At 59.4% G+C, this 13,556-nt stretch carries 16 protein-coding genes; all 16 read left to right on the top strand.

The genetic code is table 11. The features are described 5' to 3' along the window. Positions 1–55: 55 nt before the first annotated feature. From ACMGG3_RS16925 to ACMGG3_RS17000, 16 genes are read left to right on the top strand one after another with little or no spacing between them, the layout of a single operon-like run. Entirely contained in the window at positions 56–778 is a 723-nt protein-coding gene (locus tag ACMGG3_RS16925) for a beta-ketoacyl synthase chain length factor (RefSeq protein ID WP_040018231.1), read from the top strand. Then, positions 775–1,590 carry a lysophospholipid acyltransferase family protein gene (locus ACMGG3_RS16930; RefSeq protein WP_414149325.1) on the top strand — a complete coding sequence of 272 codons (816 nt, stop codon included), beginning with the start codon at positions 775–777 and terminating at the stop codon, positions 1,588–1,590. The genes ACMGG3_RS16925 and ACMGG3_RS16930 overlap by 4 nt, the downstream gene beginning before the upstream one ends. After that, complete coding sequence (locus ACMGG3_RS16935) at positions 1,571–1,828, top strand: phosphopantetheine-binding protein (RefSeq protein ID WP_150343846.1); 258 nt, start codon at positions 1,571–1,573, stop codon at positions 1,826–1,828. Before ACMGG3_RS16930 ends, ACMGG3_RS16935 begins: the two co-directional genes overlap by 20 nt. A 13-nt stretch (positions 1,829–1,841) precedes the next feature. Further along, the gene (locus ACMGG3_RS16940) at positions 1,842–2,093 is read left to right on the top strand and encodes an acyl carrier protein (RefSeq protein ID WP_014172033.1); all 252 of its coding nucleotides are present in this window, start codon (positions 1,842–1,844) and stop codon (positions 2,091–2,093) included. A 6-nt stretch (positions 2,094–2,099) separates the two neighbouring features. Next, on the top strand, positions 2,100–2,687 hold the full coding sequence (locus tag ACMGG3_RS16945) for a hypothetical protein (protein WP_014172034.1): 588 nt from the start codon (positions 2,100–2,102) through the stop codon (positions 2,685–2,687). Then, complete coding sequence (locus ACMGG3_RS16950) at positions 2,680–4,041, top strand: AMP-dependent synthetase (protein ID WP_414149326.1); 1,362 nt, start codon at positions 2,680–2,682, stop codon at positions 4,039–4,041. The genes ACMGG3_RS16945 and ACMGG3_RS16950 overlap by 8 nt, the downstream gene beginning before the upstream one ends. After that, positions 4,028–4,381: a beta-hydroxyacyl-ACP dehydratase gene (locus ACMGG3_RS16955; protein WP_020884527.1), complete on the top strand. Its 354-nt coding sequence runs from the start codon at positions 4,028–4,030 to the stop codon at positions 4,379–4,381. The genes ACMGG3_RS16950 and ACMGG3_RS16955 overlap by 14 nt, the downstream gene beginning before the upstream one ends. Then, positions 4,372–6,063, top strand: a complete 1,692-nt coding sequence (locus tag ACMGG3_RS16960) for a glycosyltransferase family 2 protein (RefSeq protein WP_086532986.1) — start codon at positions 4,372–4,374, stop codon at positions 6,061–6,063. Before ACMGG3_RS16955 ends, ACMGG3_RS16960 begins: the two co-directional genes overlap by 10 nt. 3 nt (positions 6,064–6,066) lie before the next feature. Further along, positions 6,067–6,489, top strand: a complete 423-nt coding sequence (locus tag ACMGG3_RS16965; RefSeq protein ID WP_014172038.1) for an acyl-CoA thioesterase — start codon at positions 6,067–6,069, stop codon at positions 6,487–6,489. After that, positions 6,486–7,091, top strand: a complete 606-nt coding sequence (locus tag ACMGG3_RS16970) for an outer membrane lipoprotein carrier protein LolA (protein ID WP_032679154.1) — start codon at positions 6,486–6,488, stop codon at positions 7,089–7,091. Before ACMGG3_RS16965 ends, ACMGG3_RS16970 begins: the two co-directional genes overlap by 4 nt. After that, on the top strand, positions 7,060–9,384 hold the full coding sequence (locus ACMGG3_RS16975; protein WP_284962957.1) for an MMPL family transporter: 2,325 nt from the start codon (positions 7,060–7,062) through the stop codon (positions 9,382–9,384). The genes ACMGG3_RS16970 and ACMGG3_RS16975 overlap by 32 nt, the downstream gene beginning before the upstream one ends. After that, positions 9,381–9,959 (top strand): DUF3261 domain-containing protein, encoded by a 579-nt coding sequence (locus ACMGG3_RS16980; protein ID WP_106503550.1) that lies wholly within the window; start codon positions 9,381–9,383, stop codon positions 9,957–9,959. The genes ACMGG3_RS16975 and ACMGG3_RS16980 overlap by 4 nt, the downstream gene beginning before the upstream one ends. A 1-nt stretch (position 9,960) precedes the next feature. Then, entirely contained in the window at positions 9,961–11,130 is a 1,170-nt protein-coding gene (locus tag ACMGG3_RS16985) for a beta-ketoacyl-[acyl-carrier-protein] synthase family protein (protein ID WP_414149327.1), read from the top strand. Continuing rightward, positions 11,127–11,600 carry a 3-hydroxy-fatty acyl-ACP dehydratase gene (locus ACMGG3_RS16990; protein ID WP_025202828.1) on the top strand — a complete coding sequence of 158 codons (474 nt, stop codon included), beginning with the start codon at positions 11,127–11,129 and terminating at the stop codon, positions 11,598–11,600. Before ACMGG3_RS16985 ends, ACMGG3_RS16990 begins: the two co-directional genes overlap by 4 nt. Further along, on the top strand, positions 11,597–12,328 hold the full coding sequence (locus ACMGG3_RS16995; RefSeq protein ID WP_020884521.1) for a 3-ketoacyl-ACP reductase FabG2: 732 nt from the start codon (positions 11,597–11,599) through the stop codon (positions 12,326–12,328). The genes ACMGG3_RS16990 and ACMGG3_RS16995 overlap by 4 nt, the downstream gene beginning before the upstream one ends. Further along, positions 12,325–13,554: a beta-ketoacyl-ACP synthase gene (locus ACMGG3_RS17000; protein ID WP_014172046.1), complete on the top strand. Its 1,230-nt coding sequence runs from the start codon at positions 12,325–12,327 to the stop codon at positions 13,552–13,554. The genes ACMGG3_RS16995 and ACMGG3_RS17000 overlap by 4 nt, the downstream gene beginning before the upstream one ends. Positions 13,555–13,556 lie beyond the last annotated feature (2 nt).

A 13,556-nucleotide genomic window follows, 5' to 3' on the forward strand; every position in this document is an offset into this window, starting at 1 on the left:
ACTGCCCGGCAGGCTTGCCTGTCTTTTAATGATGGTTTTCCGCGGACGCGCGTAGATGAAATTTTCACTGAACATAATTGACTGGCAGGCAAGAGCACCAGGCCTGAGCGATGCCGCAGAGTGGCAGGCGTGGTCACGCCAGCACCTTACCCTCGACCCGGCTGCGCCGCTGCCTAAGCTTACCGAACTGCCGATGATGACCGCGCGCCGCCTCAACTCGGGCAGTAAGCTGGCGGTAGACCTTGGACTCACCCTGCTTCGCCGCCACGCGATTGATGCCGTTGTCTATTCCAGCCGTCATGGCGAACTGGAGCGTAATTTCCGCATCCTGCACTCCCTGGCGACCGGTCAGGCCGTCTCGCCGACAGACTTTGCCATGTCCGTGCACAATTCGGCGGTGGGCAACCTGACGATCACTGCGCGACACCCCATCGTCTCGTCATCTGTTTCTGCCGGGCTGGACACCTTCCAGCAGGCATTATGTGAAGTGTTGAGCCTGCTTCAGGCGGGCTATTCCCGCGTCTTGCTGGTCGATTTTGACGGTGCCCTGCCCGATTTTTATCATCCGGGTTTACCGCCGCAGATGCCCACCTGGCCCTACGCGCTGGCCCTGGTGATTGAAGCCGGGAGCACACTGCAGTGCGAAACCCGCAGCGGCAGCACGGGTGAAGAACCTCCCCTGCCGCAGAGCCTGATGTTCCTGCAACGTTACCTCCGCGATGAACGACAGTTTGTGGTTTCAGGCGAACGTCTGCTGTGGCAATGGACACGCGAATGAGCCGCCTGACTGCCCGTATCAACTGGTTATGGCGTCTCATGATGACCGGCTTCTGCTTCGTGCTGTTTGGCACGGGCGGGCTGTTGCTGTCGCTGGTGTGGTTCAATCTGCTGTTGCTGGTTCAGCGCGACCGCGCCAGACGCCGTCGCCTGGCGCGTCGCAGTATCGCGGCCAGCTTCCGCTTTTTCTTACATGTCGCCCGTGGCACCGGGGTACTGGACTATCGCATTCACAATCTTGACGCCCTTCGCGGGGATCGCGGTTGTCTGGTGGTGGCCAATCACCCGACGCTGATTGATTACGTGATCCTGGCGTCCGTCATGCCCGAAACCGACTGTCTGGTGAAAAGTGCGTTGCTCCGCAACCCCTTTGTCAGCGGCGTCATTCGCGCAGCGGATTACCTGATTAACAGCGAAGCGGAAACGCTCCTCAGTGCAAGCCAGCAGCGTCTGGCCCAGGGCGACACGCTGTTAATCTTTCCGGAGGGCACACGAACCCGGTCGGGAGAGGCAATCTCCCTCCAGCGCGGCGCGGCAAATATTGCCGTGCGCTGCCACAGCGACCTGCGCATCGTGGTGATCCACTGCAGCGAACCTCTGCTGGATAAAAAAAGTCACTGGTACGACGTACCGCCCGTAAAACCTGTTTTCACCGTAGATGTTCGCGATCGCGTGAATATCTACGCTTTTTACGATGCAAAGACACAAGAACCGGCACTGGCGGCAAGGCAGTTAAACCGGCATCTGCAGCATCGATTAACATCAGGCCTTCAATCTTTGTCAGGAATTAATGATGCAAGCGCTTCATCTTGAAATTAAAAATCTCATCATCACCACGCTGAATCTGGACGAGCTCACCGCCGAGGATATCGATACCGATGCTGCGCTGTTTGGTGATGGACTGGGTCTCGACTCTATCGACGCCCTGGAACTTGGCCTGGCCGTGAAAAACCAGTATGGCGTGGTGCTGTCTGCCGAAAGCGAAGAGATGCGTCAGCACTTCTTTTCCGTCTCCACGCTGGCTTCTTTTATCAACGCTCAACGCGCCTGAGATGTGATCCGTTATGACTGAACAAGAAACCATTTATCAGGAAGTCTGCGAACTCCTGGCTACGCTGTTTGAACTCGACCCACAGGAAATCACGCCTGAGGCTCGCCTGTACGAAGATCTGGATCTGGACAGCATCGATGCAGTGGACATGATTGTTCACCTGCAGAAGAAAACGGGGACGAAAATCAAACCGGAAACCTTCAAATCTGTCCGTACCGTGCAGGATGTGGTTGACGCTGTCGCTCAGCTTTTGCGCGACGAGTAAACCACCGTGCCTGGAGGACGAGCGTTTCCGGCGATCCCACTCCTGACGGGAGTCGTGTTGCTGGCGTGGCCATTCCTGATTGGATTGGGGCTGACGCACAACGGTCTGCACTGGCTGTTGCCGCTGATGGCCCTGGTGCTGGTGCTGCGTCTGCATCAGGCGCGGCGAAACGCAGGCCCGATGCGGTATGTGGTGCAGTGCATTGCGCTGGCAGGCCTGGCGCTCTGCGCGGCGAGCTATCTGCTGAAAGCGCATCAGTGGCTGCTGCTCTATCCGGTGGTGGTTAATCTCGTGATGCTGGCCGTGTTTGGCGGCTCACTGTGGACAACCATGCCGCTGGTTGAACGGCTGGCACGTCTGCGTGAACCGAATTTGCCTCCGGCGGGTGTGCGATATACCCGTAAGGTGACGCTGGTGTGGTGCGGGTTTTTCCTCGGTAACGGTGCGATAGCCCTGTTTACCGTGCTACACGGCGATATGCATGTCTGGACAGTGTGGAACGGTATGGTGGCTTATTTTCTGATGGGCACGCTGATGGCGACAGAATGGCTGGTGCGTCAACGGGTGATGAAAAAAGAGAAGCTCGATGAATAAACCCCTCCCGCTGGGCCAGTGGTTAAATGCTCCACGCCCTGACGACATGCCGATCGCCTGGTTTGACGATCGCACCTGGACGCTGGGTGAGTTGCGCCACGATGTCACCTTGCTGGTAGAAGCATTGCGACAGCAGGAGGGTGAACGCTGGGCGCTGTGCTTTGAAAACAGCTACCTGTTTATTGTTGCGCTGCTGGCCTCACTGCATGCCGGTAAAACCCCGGTCATTCCAGGCCATAGCCGGGTCTCTCTGCTCGACGAACAGCAGTCGCTGTTTAGCGGTGTCCTGAGCGATCAGACGCTGGATATTCAGGGAAAGGTCATTGTGGTGACCTCCTCCCCCCAGACCGCGCGCCAATGGGCACCGTTGCCCGTCATTGACGACGCGCGCTTTGTTGAGCTTTTTACCTCGGGCTCCACGGGCACCCCACGCCGGGTCATTAAGCACATCACCAGCCTGGACCGTGAAGCATGCCTGCTGGCGAACCGTTTTGGCGAACGCCTGGCGGGCTGCAGCATTGTGGCCTCGGTCGTACCACAACATCTCTATGGCCTGACGTTCCGCATCATGTTGCCAATGGCGATGGGGCTTCCGCTGCACGCCGCCATGCTTTATTACGCTGAGCAGCTGGCGGCACTCCCTCACGACAGGCAGTACCTTTTTATCAGCAGTCCGGCGTTCCTGAAACGGCTGGATACCGAGCTGAATGCCCCTCCCGTCGTGATGCTGATCTCCGCTGGGGGAATGCTGCCCTGGTGCGATGTCACGGAGACCCATGGCTGGCTTAACGTCTGGCCGGATGAAATCTATGGCAGCACCGAAACCGGGATCCTCGCCTGGCGGCACCGTCAGGCGGACAGCGTACCCTGGTTCGCCTTCCCCGGCGTGGTGTTCCAGAGTGAAGGGGAAATCTGCCGCGTGACCTCCCCGCTCATTCACGAAGCCGCAGGGTTAGAGCTGGACGATATCCTGCACTTCGACAGTAACGGTTTTTTTAGCATTGCCGGACGTCGTGGTCGGGTGGTCAAAATCGAAGAAAAGCGTATCTCACTGAACGAGATTGAACGTCGCCTGCTGGAGCTTGAGGGCATATGTGAAGCCGCAGCATTACCGGTTACCCGCGGAGGTCGTCAGGGTATAGGTGTCCTGCTGGTTCTGGATGAGAAGACCCGTCAGCGCTGGCATCAGCAGGGCAAAAAAACGCAGGAACTGGCCTGGCGCCGCGCCCTGCGGCCCTGGCTTGAGCCGGTCGCCGTCCCCCGCTACTGGCGCATTATCGATGAGATGCCGGTAAACAGTATGAATAAGCGTGTCTATGCGCAGTTACAGGAGTTGTTTCATGAAAATTCATGAAATCGAACGCCACCAGGCACAGCCGCAGCACCTGGAAATCGTTTTGCATCTTGACCCCTCCCTGTTCTGGTTCCAGGGGCATTTTGCCGTACAGCCGTTGCTGCCAGGCGTGGCACAAATTGACTGGGTCATGCACTACGCCACCACGCTGCTGGCGCCGGGTTACCGTTTTCACAGCATCCAAAATGTGAAATTCCAGGCCCCTCTGCTGCCGGATACCACGGTCACGCTGGTCCTTAACTGGCATGCCGAACGTCAGATACTGACCTTCAGCTACCAGCGCCATGCCGGTGACGATCGCCATACTGCCAGCAGCGGGAAGATTCGCCTGTGTCAGTAACCTTCCGCCCCTGCGTGCTGATCCCGTGCTACAACCATGGCGCGATGATGGCAAAAGTACTGTCGCGGCTGGCGCCGTTCGGCTTGCCCTGCCTGGTGGTCGATGACGGAAGTGACGAGCAGACGCGCCGCATTCTGGAGCGTCTGGCCGCCGGGCAGCCCCAGGTTACGCTGGTACGTCTGGCGCAAAACGCAGGTAAAGGTGCCGCGGTCATTAAGGGGCTGGAAGAGTCTGCCCGCGCGGGCTATACCCACGCCGTACAGGTAGATGCCGACGGCCAGCATGCTATTGAGGATATCCCCAAAATGCTGGCTCTGGCTGAGCGTCACCCGGAGGCGCTGATATCTGGCCAGCCCATTTACGATGATTCCATTCCGCGCTCCCGCCTCTACGGTCGCTGGATAACGCACGTCTGGGTATGGATTGAAACCCTGTCCCTGCAACTTAAAGACAGCATGTGCGGTTTTCGGGTCTACCCGGTCTCGCCCACGCTGCAGCTGGCCGCACGCGTGCCGCTTGGCAAACGTATGGACTTTGACACCGAAGTGATGGTCCGTCTCTACTGGCAGGGCAATACCAGCTATTTTCTGCCGACCCGCGTTACCTATCCGCCGGACGGGTTATCCCATTTCGACGCGCTCAAAGACAACGTGCGGATCTCGCTGATGCACACCCGGCTGTTCTTCGGCATGCTGCCCCGCATTCCCGCCCTGCTGTTTCGTCGTCGCCGCCAGCACTGGGCGCAGCAGGACGAGGTGAAAGGCCTGTGGGGAATGCGCCTGATGCTGCGCGTCTGGCAGCTGTTTGGCCGCCGGGCCTTTACCGTGCTGCTGTGGCCGGTTATCGGGGTGTACTGGCTTACGGCCCGACCGGCGCGACAGGCTTCACAGCAGTGGACAGCACGAGTGAAGCAGGTGCTGACGCAGCGGAACATGCCTGTTCCGCCACGCCTTAACAGCTTTTTCCATTTTATGCGCTTCGGTAACGCCATGCTGGATAAAGTCGCCAGCTGGCGCGGCGAACTGAAGTTTCATCGTGACGTGGTCTTTGCTCCCGGTGCGTATGACGTGCTGGATGCTGACGCATCGCAAGGCAAACTGCTGCTCGCATCGCATCTTGGCGATGTGGAAGCCTGCCGGGCACTGGCTCAGCTGGAAGGCAGCAAAGTCATCAACGCGCTGGTCTTTAGCGATAACGCGCAGCGCTTTAAACAGATCATGACCGAGATGGCCCCCCAGGCGGGGGTTAACCTGATGCCCGTGACGGACATTGGGCCGGATACCGCTATCGCCATCAAAGAGAAGCTTGAGCGCGGTGAATGGGTCGCCATTGTGGGCGATCGCATAGCGGTCACGCCACAGCGCGGCGGCGACTGGCGGGTGATCTGGAGTTCGTTTATGGGACAGCCCGCCCCGTTCCCGCAAGGGCCGTTTATCCTCGCCTCCATTCTGCGCTGCCCGGTGGTGCTGATTTACGCCCTGCGTCAGCAGGGTGCGCTCACGATACACTGCGAGCCGTTTGCCGACCCGCTGCTTCTGCCACGCGGGGAGCGCCAGCAGGCGCTGCAACAGGCCGTCGATCGCTATGCACAGCGGCTTGAGCATTACGCCTTAATGTCACCGCTCGACTGGTTTAATTTTTTCGATTTCTGGCACCTGCCGGATGCCAAAGAGAAGGAGTAAAGGGTGCTGACCGATCCCCGCTTTACGACCGAAGTAGAAATCACCGTTCCGTTCCACGATGTCGATATGATGGGCGTGGTCTGGCACGGCAACTATTTCCGCTACTTTGAGATTGCCCGCGAGGCGCTGCTCAACCAGTTTAACTACGGCTATCGCCAGATGAAGGCGTCAGGCTATGTCTGGCCGGTAGTCGATACCCGGGTGAAATACCGCGATGCGGTGACCTTTGAGCAGCGCATCCGTGTGCGCGCGCACATCGAAGAGTATGAAAACCGTCTGCGCATCGCCTATCAAATTTTCGACGCGCAAACCGGTAAACGCACCACCACCGGCTATACCATCCAGGTGGCCGTCGAAGAAGCCAGCCGTGAAATGTGCTTTGTCAGCCCGGCTATATTGTTTGAACGAATGGGAGTTACGCCATGAAATGGTTGCCTGTGCTGGCACTGATGATCAGCCCGCTGGTGAGCGCCGTGACGCTGGATGAGCTGCAGCAGCGGTTTACCGGGCAACCTGTCGTGCGCGCGCATTTCGAGCAGGTCCGGACGATTAAGGATCTGCCGCAGCCGCTGCGCTCGCAGGGCGAAATGTTGATCGCACGCGACAGCGGCCTGCTGTGGGATCAAAAAGCGCCTTTCCCCATGACGTTGTTGCTGGATGATAAACGGATGATCCAGACGATCAACGGCCAGCCTCCTCAGACCATTACCGCCGACAATAACCCGCAGATGTTCCAGTTCAACCACCTGCTGCGGGCGCTGTTCCAGGCCGACCGCAAGGTGCTGGAAGAGAACTTCCGCATCGATTTTCGCGATCTCGGCGAAGGCCGCTGGTCGCTGGTGCTGACCCCCACAACGACACCGCTGGACAAAATTTTCGCCACCCTCGATCTGGGCGGTGCGACCTACCTTGAGACGATTCGCCTCAACGATAAGCAGGGCGACCGTACCGATATCGTCCTTTCCCGCCACACACTGACGCCCGCCAGCCTGACCGATGACGAACGCCAACGCTTTGCCGCACCGTAAATCCCTGCGCCCGGCGCTGCTGTGGGCGACGGTATGCCTGATTCTGTTGGGCGTGTTGCTGTCGCTGCTGCCCGGCGCGCGCCTGAACAGCAGCGTACTGGCTATGCTGCCGAAGCAGACGCTCGGGGCAATCCCGCCGGCACTCAACGACGCGTTTATACAGCGTCTTGACCGCCAGCTTGTCTGGCTGGTCAGTCCCGGTAAAGAACCCGATCCGCGGGTGGCGCAGCAGTGGCTGGATCTGTTGAAAAACAGCCATTCGCTCAGGGAGGTTAAAGGCCCGATGGACGCCGCCGGGCAAAAGGCCTGGGGCGAGTTCTTCTGGCAGCATCGCAACGGCCTGATTGATTCGGCCACCCGGGCCCGCCTGCAAAACGGCGGTGAGGCGCAGGCGCAGTGGATTTTATCCCAGCTCTACTCGGCCTTTTCCGGCGTGAGTGGCAAAGAGTTGCAAAACGATCCCCTGATGCTGATGCGCGGCTCGCAGCTGGCGCTGGCGCAAAACAGCCAGAAGCTACGGCTGATGGACGGCTGGCTGGTCACCCAGGATGCCAGTGGAAATTACTGGTATATGCTGCACGGTGAGCTGGCGGGATCATCGTTTGATATGCAGCAAACCCATCAGCTGGTAACCACCCTTACCGCCCTGCAGGAGACGCTGAAAACGCGCTTTCCGCAGGCGCAGCTGCTCTCACGCGGTACCGTGTTTTACAGTGATTACGCCAGCCAGCAGGCAAAACGGGACATCTCCACGCTGGGCATCGTCACGATCCTTGGAGTTATCCTGCTCATCCTGGCAGTGTTTCGTTCCCTGAAACCCCTGCTGCTGTGTCTGATTTCCATTGCCACAGGTGCGCTGGCGGGCACGGTGGTGACGCTGCTGCTGTTTGGCGAACTGCATCTGATGACGCTGGTGATGAGCATGAGCATCATCGGAATTTCAGCGGATTACACGCTCTATTACCTCACCGAACGCATGGTGCACGGCGCAGAACATTCCCCGTGGCAAAGCCTGGCCAAAGTGCGTAATGCGCTGCTGCTGGCGCTGCTGACGACCGTTGCCGCCTACCTGATTATGATGCTGGCCCCCTTCCCCGGGATCCGCCAGATGGCGGTGTTTGCCGCGGTGGGGCTGAGCGCCTCCTGCCTGACGGTGATTTTCTGGCATCCCTGGCTGTGCCGTGGTTTGCCGGTGCGCCCGGTTCCGTTTATGGTCCTGATGTTGCGCTGGTTGGCCGCCTGGAGACGCAATAAAAAACTCTCTGTGGGCCTGCCTGTGGTACTGGCGCTGGTCTCGGCTGCCGGGCTTGCCACCCTGAAGGTCAACGACGATATCGCCCAGCTACAGGCGCTGCCCAAAGACATTCTGGCGCAGGAGAAAACCATTACCGCCCTGACCGGGCAAGGTGTCGATCAGAAATGGTTTGTGGTGTATGGCGCATCGCCGCAGCAAACGCTGGAACGGCTGGAAGCCTTTACCCCGGCGTTAGCCCAGGCCCAAAAAGCGGGGGATATTACCCGCTGGCGGACCCTGCCCTTAAATTCGCTGGCGCGCCAGAAAAGCGATCTGCTGCTGTTGCAGCAGGCCGCGCCGGCCATAACGAACGCGCTGCGAAACGCGGGGCTGAGCACCGTCACACCGAATCTGAATGCCATGCCCGTGAGCGTGGAGGCGTGGCTCGCCAGCCCGGCCAGCGAAGGCTGGCGTCTGCTGTGGCTGACCCTGCCTGACGGCGAAAGCGGTGTGTTAGTGCCGGTGGACAACGCCCGGAACAGCGCCGCACTCAGCGAAGTAGCCGCCCGTCATGCGGGCGTCGTCTGGGTCGATCGCAAGGCCAGTTTTGACAGCCTGTTTGCGCTCTACCGCACGTTGTTAACGGGACTCTTGTTTGTCGCGCTGGCGGTGATTGCCTGCGGGGCGATGGTACGCCTCGGCTGGCGAAAAGGGCTTATCAGTCTGGTCCCGTCCGTGCTGTCGCTCAGCTGCGGGCTGGCCGCGCTGGCCGTCACGGGGCATCCGGTAAATCTGTTTTCACTGCTGGCGCTGGTCCTGGTACTCGGCATTGGCATTAACTACACGCTGTTTTTCGGCAACCCGCGCGGTACGCCGCTGACGTCGATGCTGGCCATCACGCTGGCGATGATGACCACGCTGCTGACGTTAGGCATGCTCGTGTTCAGCGCCACGCAGGCCATCAGCAGCTTCGGTATTGTGCTGGTGAGCGGCATTTTTACCGCCTTCCTGCTGGCGCCGCTGGCGATGCCTGTTAAGAAAGAGAGAAAACGAAAATGAATGCTTTTTACCGCGCAGCCGCGCTGGTCGCGACGCTGCTGCTGGCAGGCTGTAGCCATTCGACCGATACTGAAGGGAGACGTCCGCAAGCCTGGCTTCAGCCAGGAACCCGAGTGACGCTACCGCCGCCCGGTATTACCCCGGCGGTCAGTTCGCAGCAGCTGCTGACCGGAACCTTCAACGGACAAACGCAGTCCCTGCTGGTCATGCTCAACGCGGATGATCACAAGGTGACGCTTGCCGGGCTCTCTTCCGTCGGTATCCGTCTGTTCCTGGCGACTTACGACGACACCGGGATCCACACCGAACAGTCGATCGTTGTGCCGCAGCTGCCTCCCGCCAGCCAGGTACTGGCCGATGTGATGCTCAGCCACTGGCCACTCAGCGCCTGGCAGCCACAACTGCCGAAGGGCTGGACGCTTAAAGACAAGGGCGATCGGCGCGAGCTACGCAATGCCAGCGGCAAGCTGGTGACTGACATTGTCTACCTGCAACGCAAAGGCAAGCGCGTGCCAATCAGCATCGAGCAACACGTCTTTAACTACCACATCACCATTCAATATCTGGGTGACTGAGATGATTTACATTTCTGCTGTTGGCATGGTCAACGCGCTGGGTAACTCGCTGGATGAGATTGCCGCTAACCTGACGGCAGGCGTAGCCCCTGGCATGCATTGTCGGTCCGGCTGGTTGCAGGATGCGCCCGACGCCGTGCTGGGTGGCGTGGAAGGCGAGTTGCCGTCCATTCCGGATACCCTGTCCGCGCACCGCACCCGCAATAACCAGCTGCTGCTGGCCGCGCTGGCACAGATTCAATCCGCCGTTGACGACGCGATTGCCCGGGTCGGCCGCGACCGCGTGGCCGTGGTTTTGGGTACCAGCACCTCCGGCCTCGATGAAGGGGATGAGCACGTACGATTAACGCTCAACGGCGAAGTCAGCACCCGGTGGCAGTATCCGCAACAGGAGCTGGGCGATCCGTCCCGCTTTCTGGCAAACTGGTTACAGCTCGAGGGCCCGGCATATACCCTCTCGACCGCCTGCTCCTCCAGCGCGCGGGCAATCATCAGCGGCCGGCGTCTGATTGACGCCGGGCTGGTGGATATTGCCATTGTGGGCGGCGCAGATACCCTGAGCCGGATGCCCGTCAATGGCTTTCACAGTCTGGAATCGCTTTCTCCAACGCTCTGCGAGCCGTTTGGCCGCGACCGTCGGGGTATCACCATTGGTGAAGCCGCTGCGCTGATGGTGTTGACCCGTGAACCCGCCGGGGTCGCGCTGCTGGGAACAGGCGAGTCCAGCGATGCTTACCATATTTCGGCGCCGCATCCGCAGGGTGAAGGCGCCATTCGCGCCATTACCCAGGCGCTCAATGACGCGGGTCTGCAGCCGGAGGATATTGGCTATATCAACCTGCACGGCACCGCCACACCGCTCAACGACCAGATTGAATCACACGTGGTACACGACCTCTTTGGAGAAAACGTGCCCTGCAGTTCTACCAAACACCTTACCGGCCATACGCTGGGCGCTGCCGGAATCACCGAAGCGGCGTTGAGCTGGCTTATTCTGACGCGTGACCTGCCGTTACCCCCGCAGGATTTCGCCCGCTACGCACCGGACGAGACGCTGTCGCCGTGCGGCGTGCTGCACCAGAGCACGGCGCTGAAAAAACCGGTCATTTTATCTAACTCGTTCGCGTTTGGTGGCAACAACGCCAGCATCCTGCTGGGGAGAGTGTCATGAGCTACTTATCACCCGTCGACTATCTGCCGCACGATGCGCCAATGATGCTGCTGGGATCCGTTGAACGCGTCACCGACGATTCCGCCGTATGCCGTGTCGCGGTCAACGGCCAAAGCGTACTGGCGCCCTTTTTGAATGCCGAGGGCGATTTGCCTGGCTGGTACGCGCTCGAACTGATGGCGCAGACCGTTGGCGTCTGGTCAGGCTGGCATCGCCAGCAGAAAGGGCAAGATCATATTGCGCTGGGCATGGTGCTGGGTGCGCGCGAGTTGGTCTGCGCCAGTGGACGTTTCGCAAAAGACGCGACGCTGGACATTACCGTCAGACTGCTGATGCAGGATGAACGCTTCGGCAGTTTTGAATGTACGATCTCCTCAGGTGAGGAGACGCTGGCCACGGGCCGGGTCAATACCTTCCAGCCGAGCGCAGAAGAATTAACATCGCTTTTTAATCAGGGATCTCACGCATGAGTCGTTCCGTACTGGTCACCGGGGCCAGCAAAGGCATTGGTCGTGCCATCGCCTGCCAGCTTGCCGCTGACGGGTTTACCGTAGGCGTACATTACCACCGTGACGCCGCAGGCGCGCAGGCGACGCTGGATACCATCACACAGGCGGGCGGTCAGGGTCGCCTGCTCTCTTTCGATGCAGGTAACCGCGAACAGTGCCGTGACGTGCTGGAGCAGAATATCGAGGCCCACGGCGCATGGTATGGCGTGGTCAGTAATGCCGGTATCACCCGCGACGGTGCGTTTCCGGCCCTCAGCGAAGACGACTGGGACAGCGTCATCCATACCAATCTCGACAGTTTTTATAACGTTATTCAACCCTGCATTATGCCGATGATCGCCACCCGAAAAGGGGGGCGCATTATCACCTTATCCTCCGTGTCCGGCATGATGGGCAACCGCGGTCAGGTGAACTACAGCGCGGCAAAAGCGGGCATTATTGGCGCGACCAAAGCACTGGCAATTGAGCTGGCAAAACGCAACATCACCGTGAACTGCATTGCGCCGGGGCTGATTGATACCGGCATGATTGAAATGGAAGAGGCTGCGCTGAAAGAGGCAATGTCCATCATTCCCATGAAACGGATGGGCCAGGCCGAAGAGGTTGCAGGACTTGCCAGCTATCTGATGTCAGATATTGCAGGCTACGTTACCCGCCAGGTCATTTCCATCAACGGAGGAATGCTATGACGCGTCGCGTGGTGATTACCGGTATGGGCGGCGTTACCGCCTTCGGCGAGGACTGGCAATCCGTTTCCCGCAGGCTGCTGGCGTATGACAACGCGGTACGCAAAATGCCGGAGTGGCAGGTTTACGATGGCCTGCACACCCTGCTGGGCGCGCCGATTGATGATTTCACCCTGCCGGAACACTATACCCGCAAGCGTATTCGCGCCATGGGCCGCGTGTCGTTGATGTCGACCCGCGCCACCGAGCTGGCGCTGGAGCAGGCGGGGCTGATTGGCGAGGCGGTGCTCACGAATGGCCAAACCGGTATCGCCTATGGCTCCTCCACAGGCAGTACCGGGCCAGTCAGCGAATTCGCCACCATGCTCACCGAAAAACACACCCACAACATCACCGGTACGACCTATGTGCAGATGATGCCGCACACGACCGCGGTGAATACCGGCCTGTTCTTTGGCCTTCGGGGTCGCGTTATCCCGACGTCGAGTGCCTGTACGTCGGGCAGTCAGGCCATTGGCTACGCCTGGGAAGCCATTCGTCACGGTTATCAGACCGTGATGGTCGCAGGCGGAGCAGAGGAGCTTTGTCCGTCAGAGGCGGCGGTGTTTGACACCTTATTCGCGACCAGCCAGCGCAACGATGCGCCGAAAACCACCCCTTCGCCATTTGATACGCAGCGTGATGGTCTGGTCATTGGGGAAGGCGCAGGCACCCTGATTCTGGAAGAGCTTGAGCATGCCAGAGCACGCGGTGCAACTATCTATGGCGAGATCGTTGGCTTCGCCACCAACTGTGATGCAGCCCATATCACCCAGCCACAACGTGAAACCATGCAAATTTGTATGGAGCAGTCGCTGGCGTTAGCAGGGTTAAGCGCGCGGGACATGGGGTACATCTCCGCGCACGGTACCGCCACCGATCGCGGTGATATTGCTGAAAGCCAGGCCACCGCCGCTATCTTTGGCGACAACGTGCCAATTTCGTCGCTGAAGAGCTATTTTGGCCACACGTTAGGCGCCTGTGGGGCGCTGGAAGCCTGGATGAGTCTGCAGATGATGCGTGAGGGCTGGTTTGCCCCGACGCTCAATTTAAGACAACCGGATGAGCAATGTGGTGCTTTAGATTATATTATGGGTGAAGCCCGTCAGATTGACTGCGAGTATCTGCAAAGCAATAACTTCGCATTTGGCGGCATCAACACGTCGATAATCATCAAACGCTGGGCGTAACT

It is taken from the genome of Enterobacter sp. BNK-18, from assembly GCF_047456135.1.
GTDB lineage: Bacteria > Pseudomonadota > Gammaproteobacteria > Enterobacterales > Enterobacteriaceae > Enterobacter > Enterobacter ludwigii.

Coding starts and splice junctions, on each gene's coding strand:
- ACMGG3_RS16925 (WP_040018231.1), top strand. CDS start 56: ATGAAATTTTCACTGAACATAATTGACTGGCAGGCAAGAGCACCAGGC.
- ACMGG3_RS16930 (WP_414149325.1), top strand. CDS start 775: ATGAGCCGCCTGACTGCCCGTATCAACTGGTTATGGCGTCTCATGATG.
- ACMGG3_RS16935 (WP_150343846.1), top strand. CDS start 1,571: ATGCAAGCGCTTCATCTTGAAATTAAAAATCTCATCATCACCACGCTG.
- ACMGG3_RS16940 (WP_014172033.1), top strand. CDS start 1,842: ATGACTGAACAAGAAACCATTTATCAGGAAGTCTGCGAACTCCTGGCT.
- ACMGG3_RS16950 (WP_414149326.1), top strand. CDS start 2,680: ATGAATAAACCCCTCCCGCTGGGCCAGTGGTTAAATGCTCCACGCCCT.
- ACMGG3_RS16955 (WP_020884527.1), top strand. CDS start 4,028: ATGAAAATTCATGAAATCGAACGCCACCAGGCACAGCCGCAGCACCTG.
- ACMGG3_RS16970 (WP_032679154.1), top strand. CDS start 6,486: ATGAAATGGTTGCCTGTGCTGGCACTGATGATCAGCCCGCTGGTGAGC.
- ACMGG3_RS16975 (WP_284962957.1), top strand. CDS start 7,060: ATGACGAACGCCAACGCTTTGCCGCACCGTAAATCCCTGCGCCCGGCG.
- ACMGG3_RS16980 (WP_106503550.1), top strand. CDS start 9,381: ATGAATGCTTTTTACCGCGCAGCCGCGCTGGTCGCGACGCTGCTGCTG.
- ACMGG3_RS16985 (WP_414149327.1), top strand. CDS start 9,961: ATGATTTACATTTCTGCTGTTGGCATGGTCAACGCGCTGGGTAACTCG.
- ACMGG3_RS16990 (WP_025202828.1), top strand. CDS start 11,127: ATGAGCTACTTATCACCCGTCGACTATCTGCCGCACGATGCGCCAATG.
- ACMGG3_RS16995 (WP_020884521.1), top strand. CDS start 11,597: ATGAGTCGTTCCGTACTGGTCACCGGGGCCAGCAAAGGCATTGGTCGT.
- ACMGG3_RS17000 (WP_014172046.1), top strand. CDS start 12,325: ATGACGCGTCGCGTGGTGATTACCGGTATGGGCGGCGTTACCGCCTTC.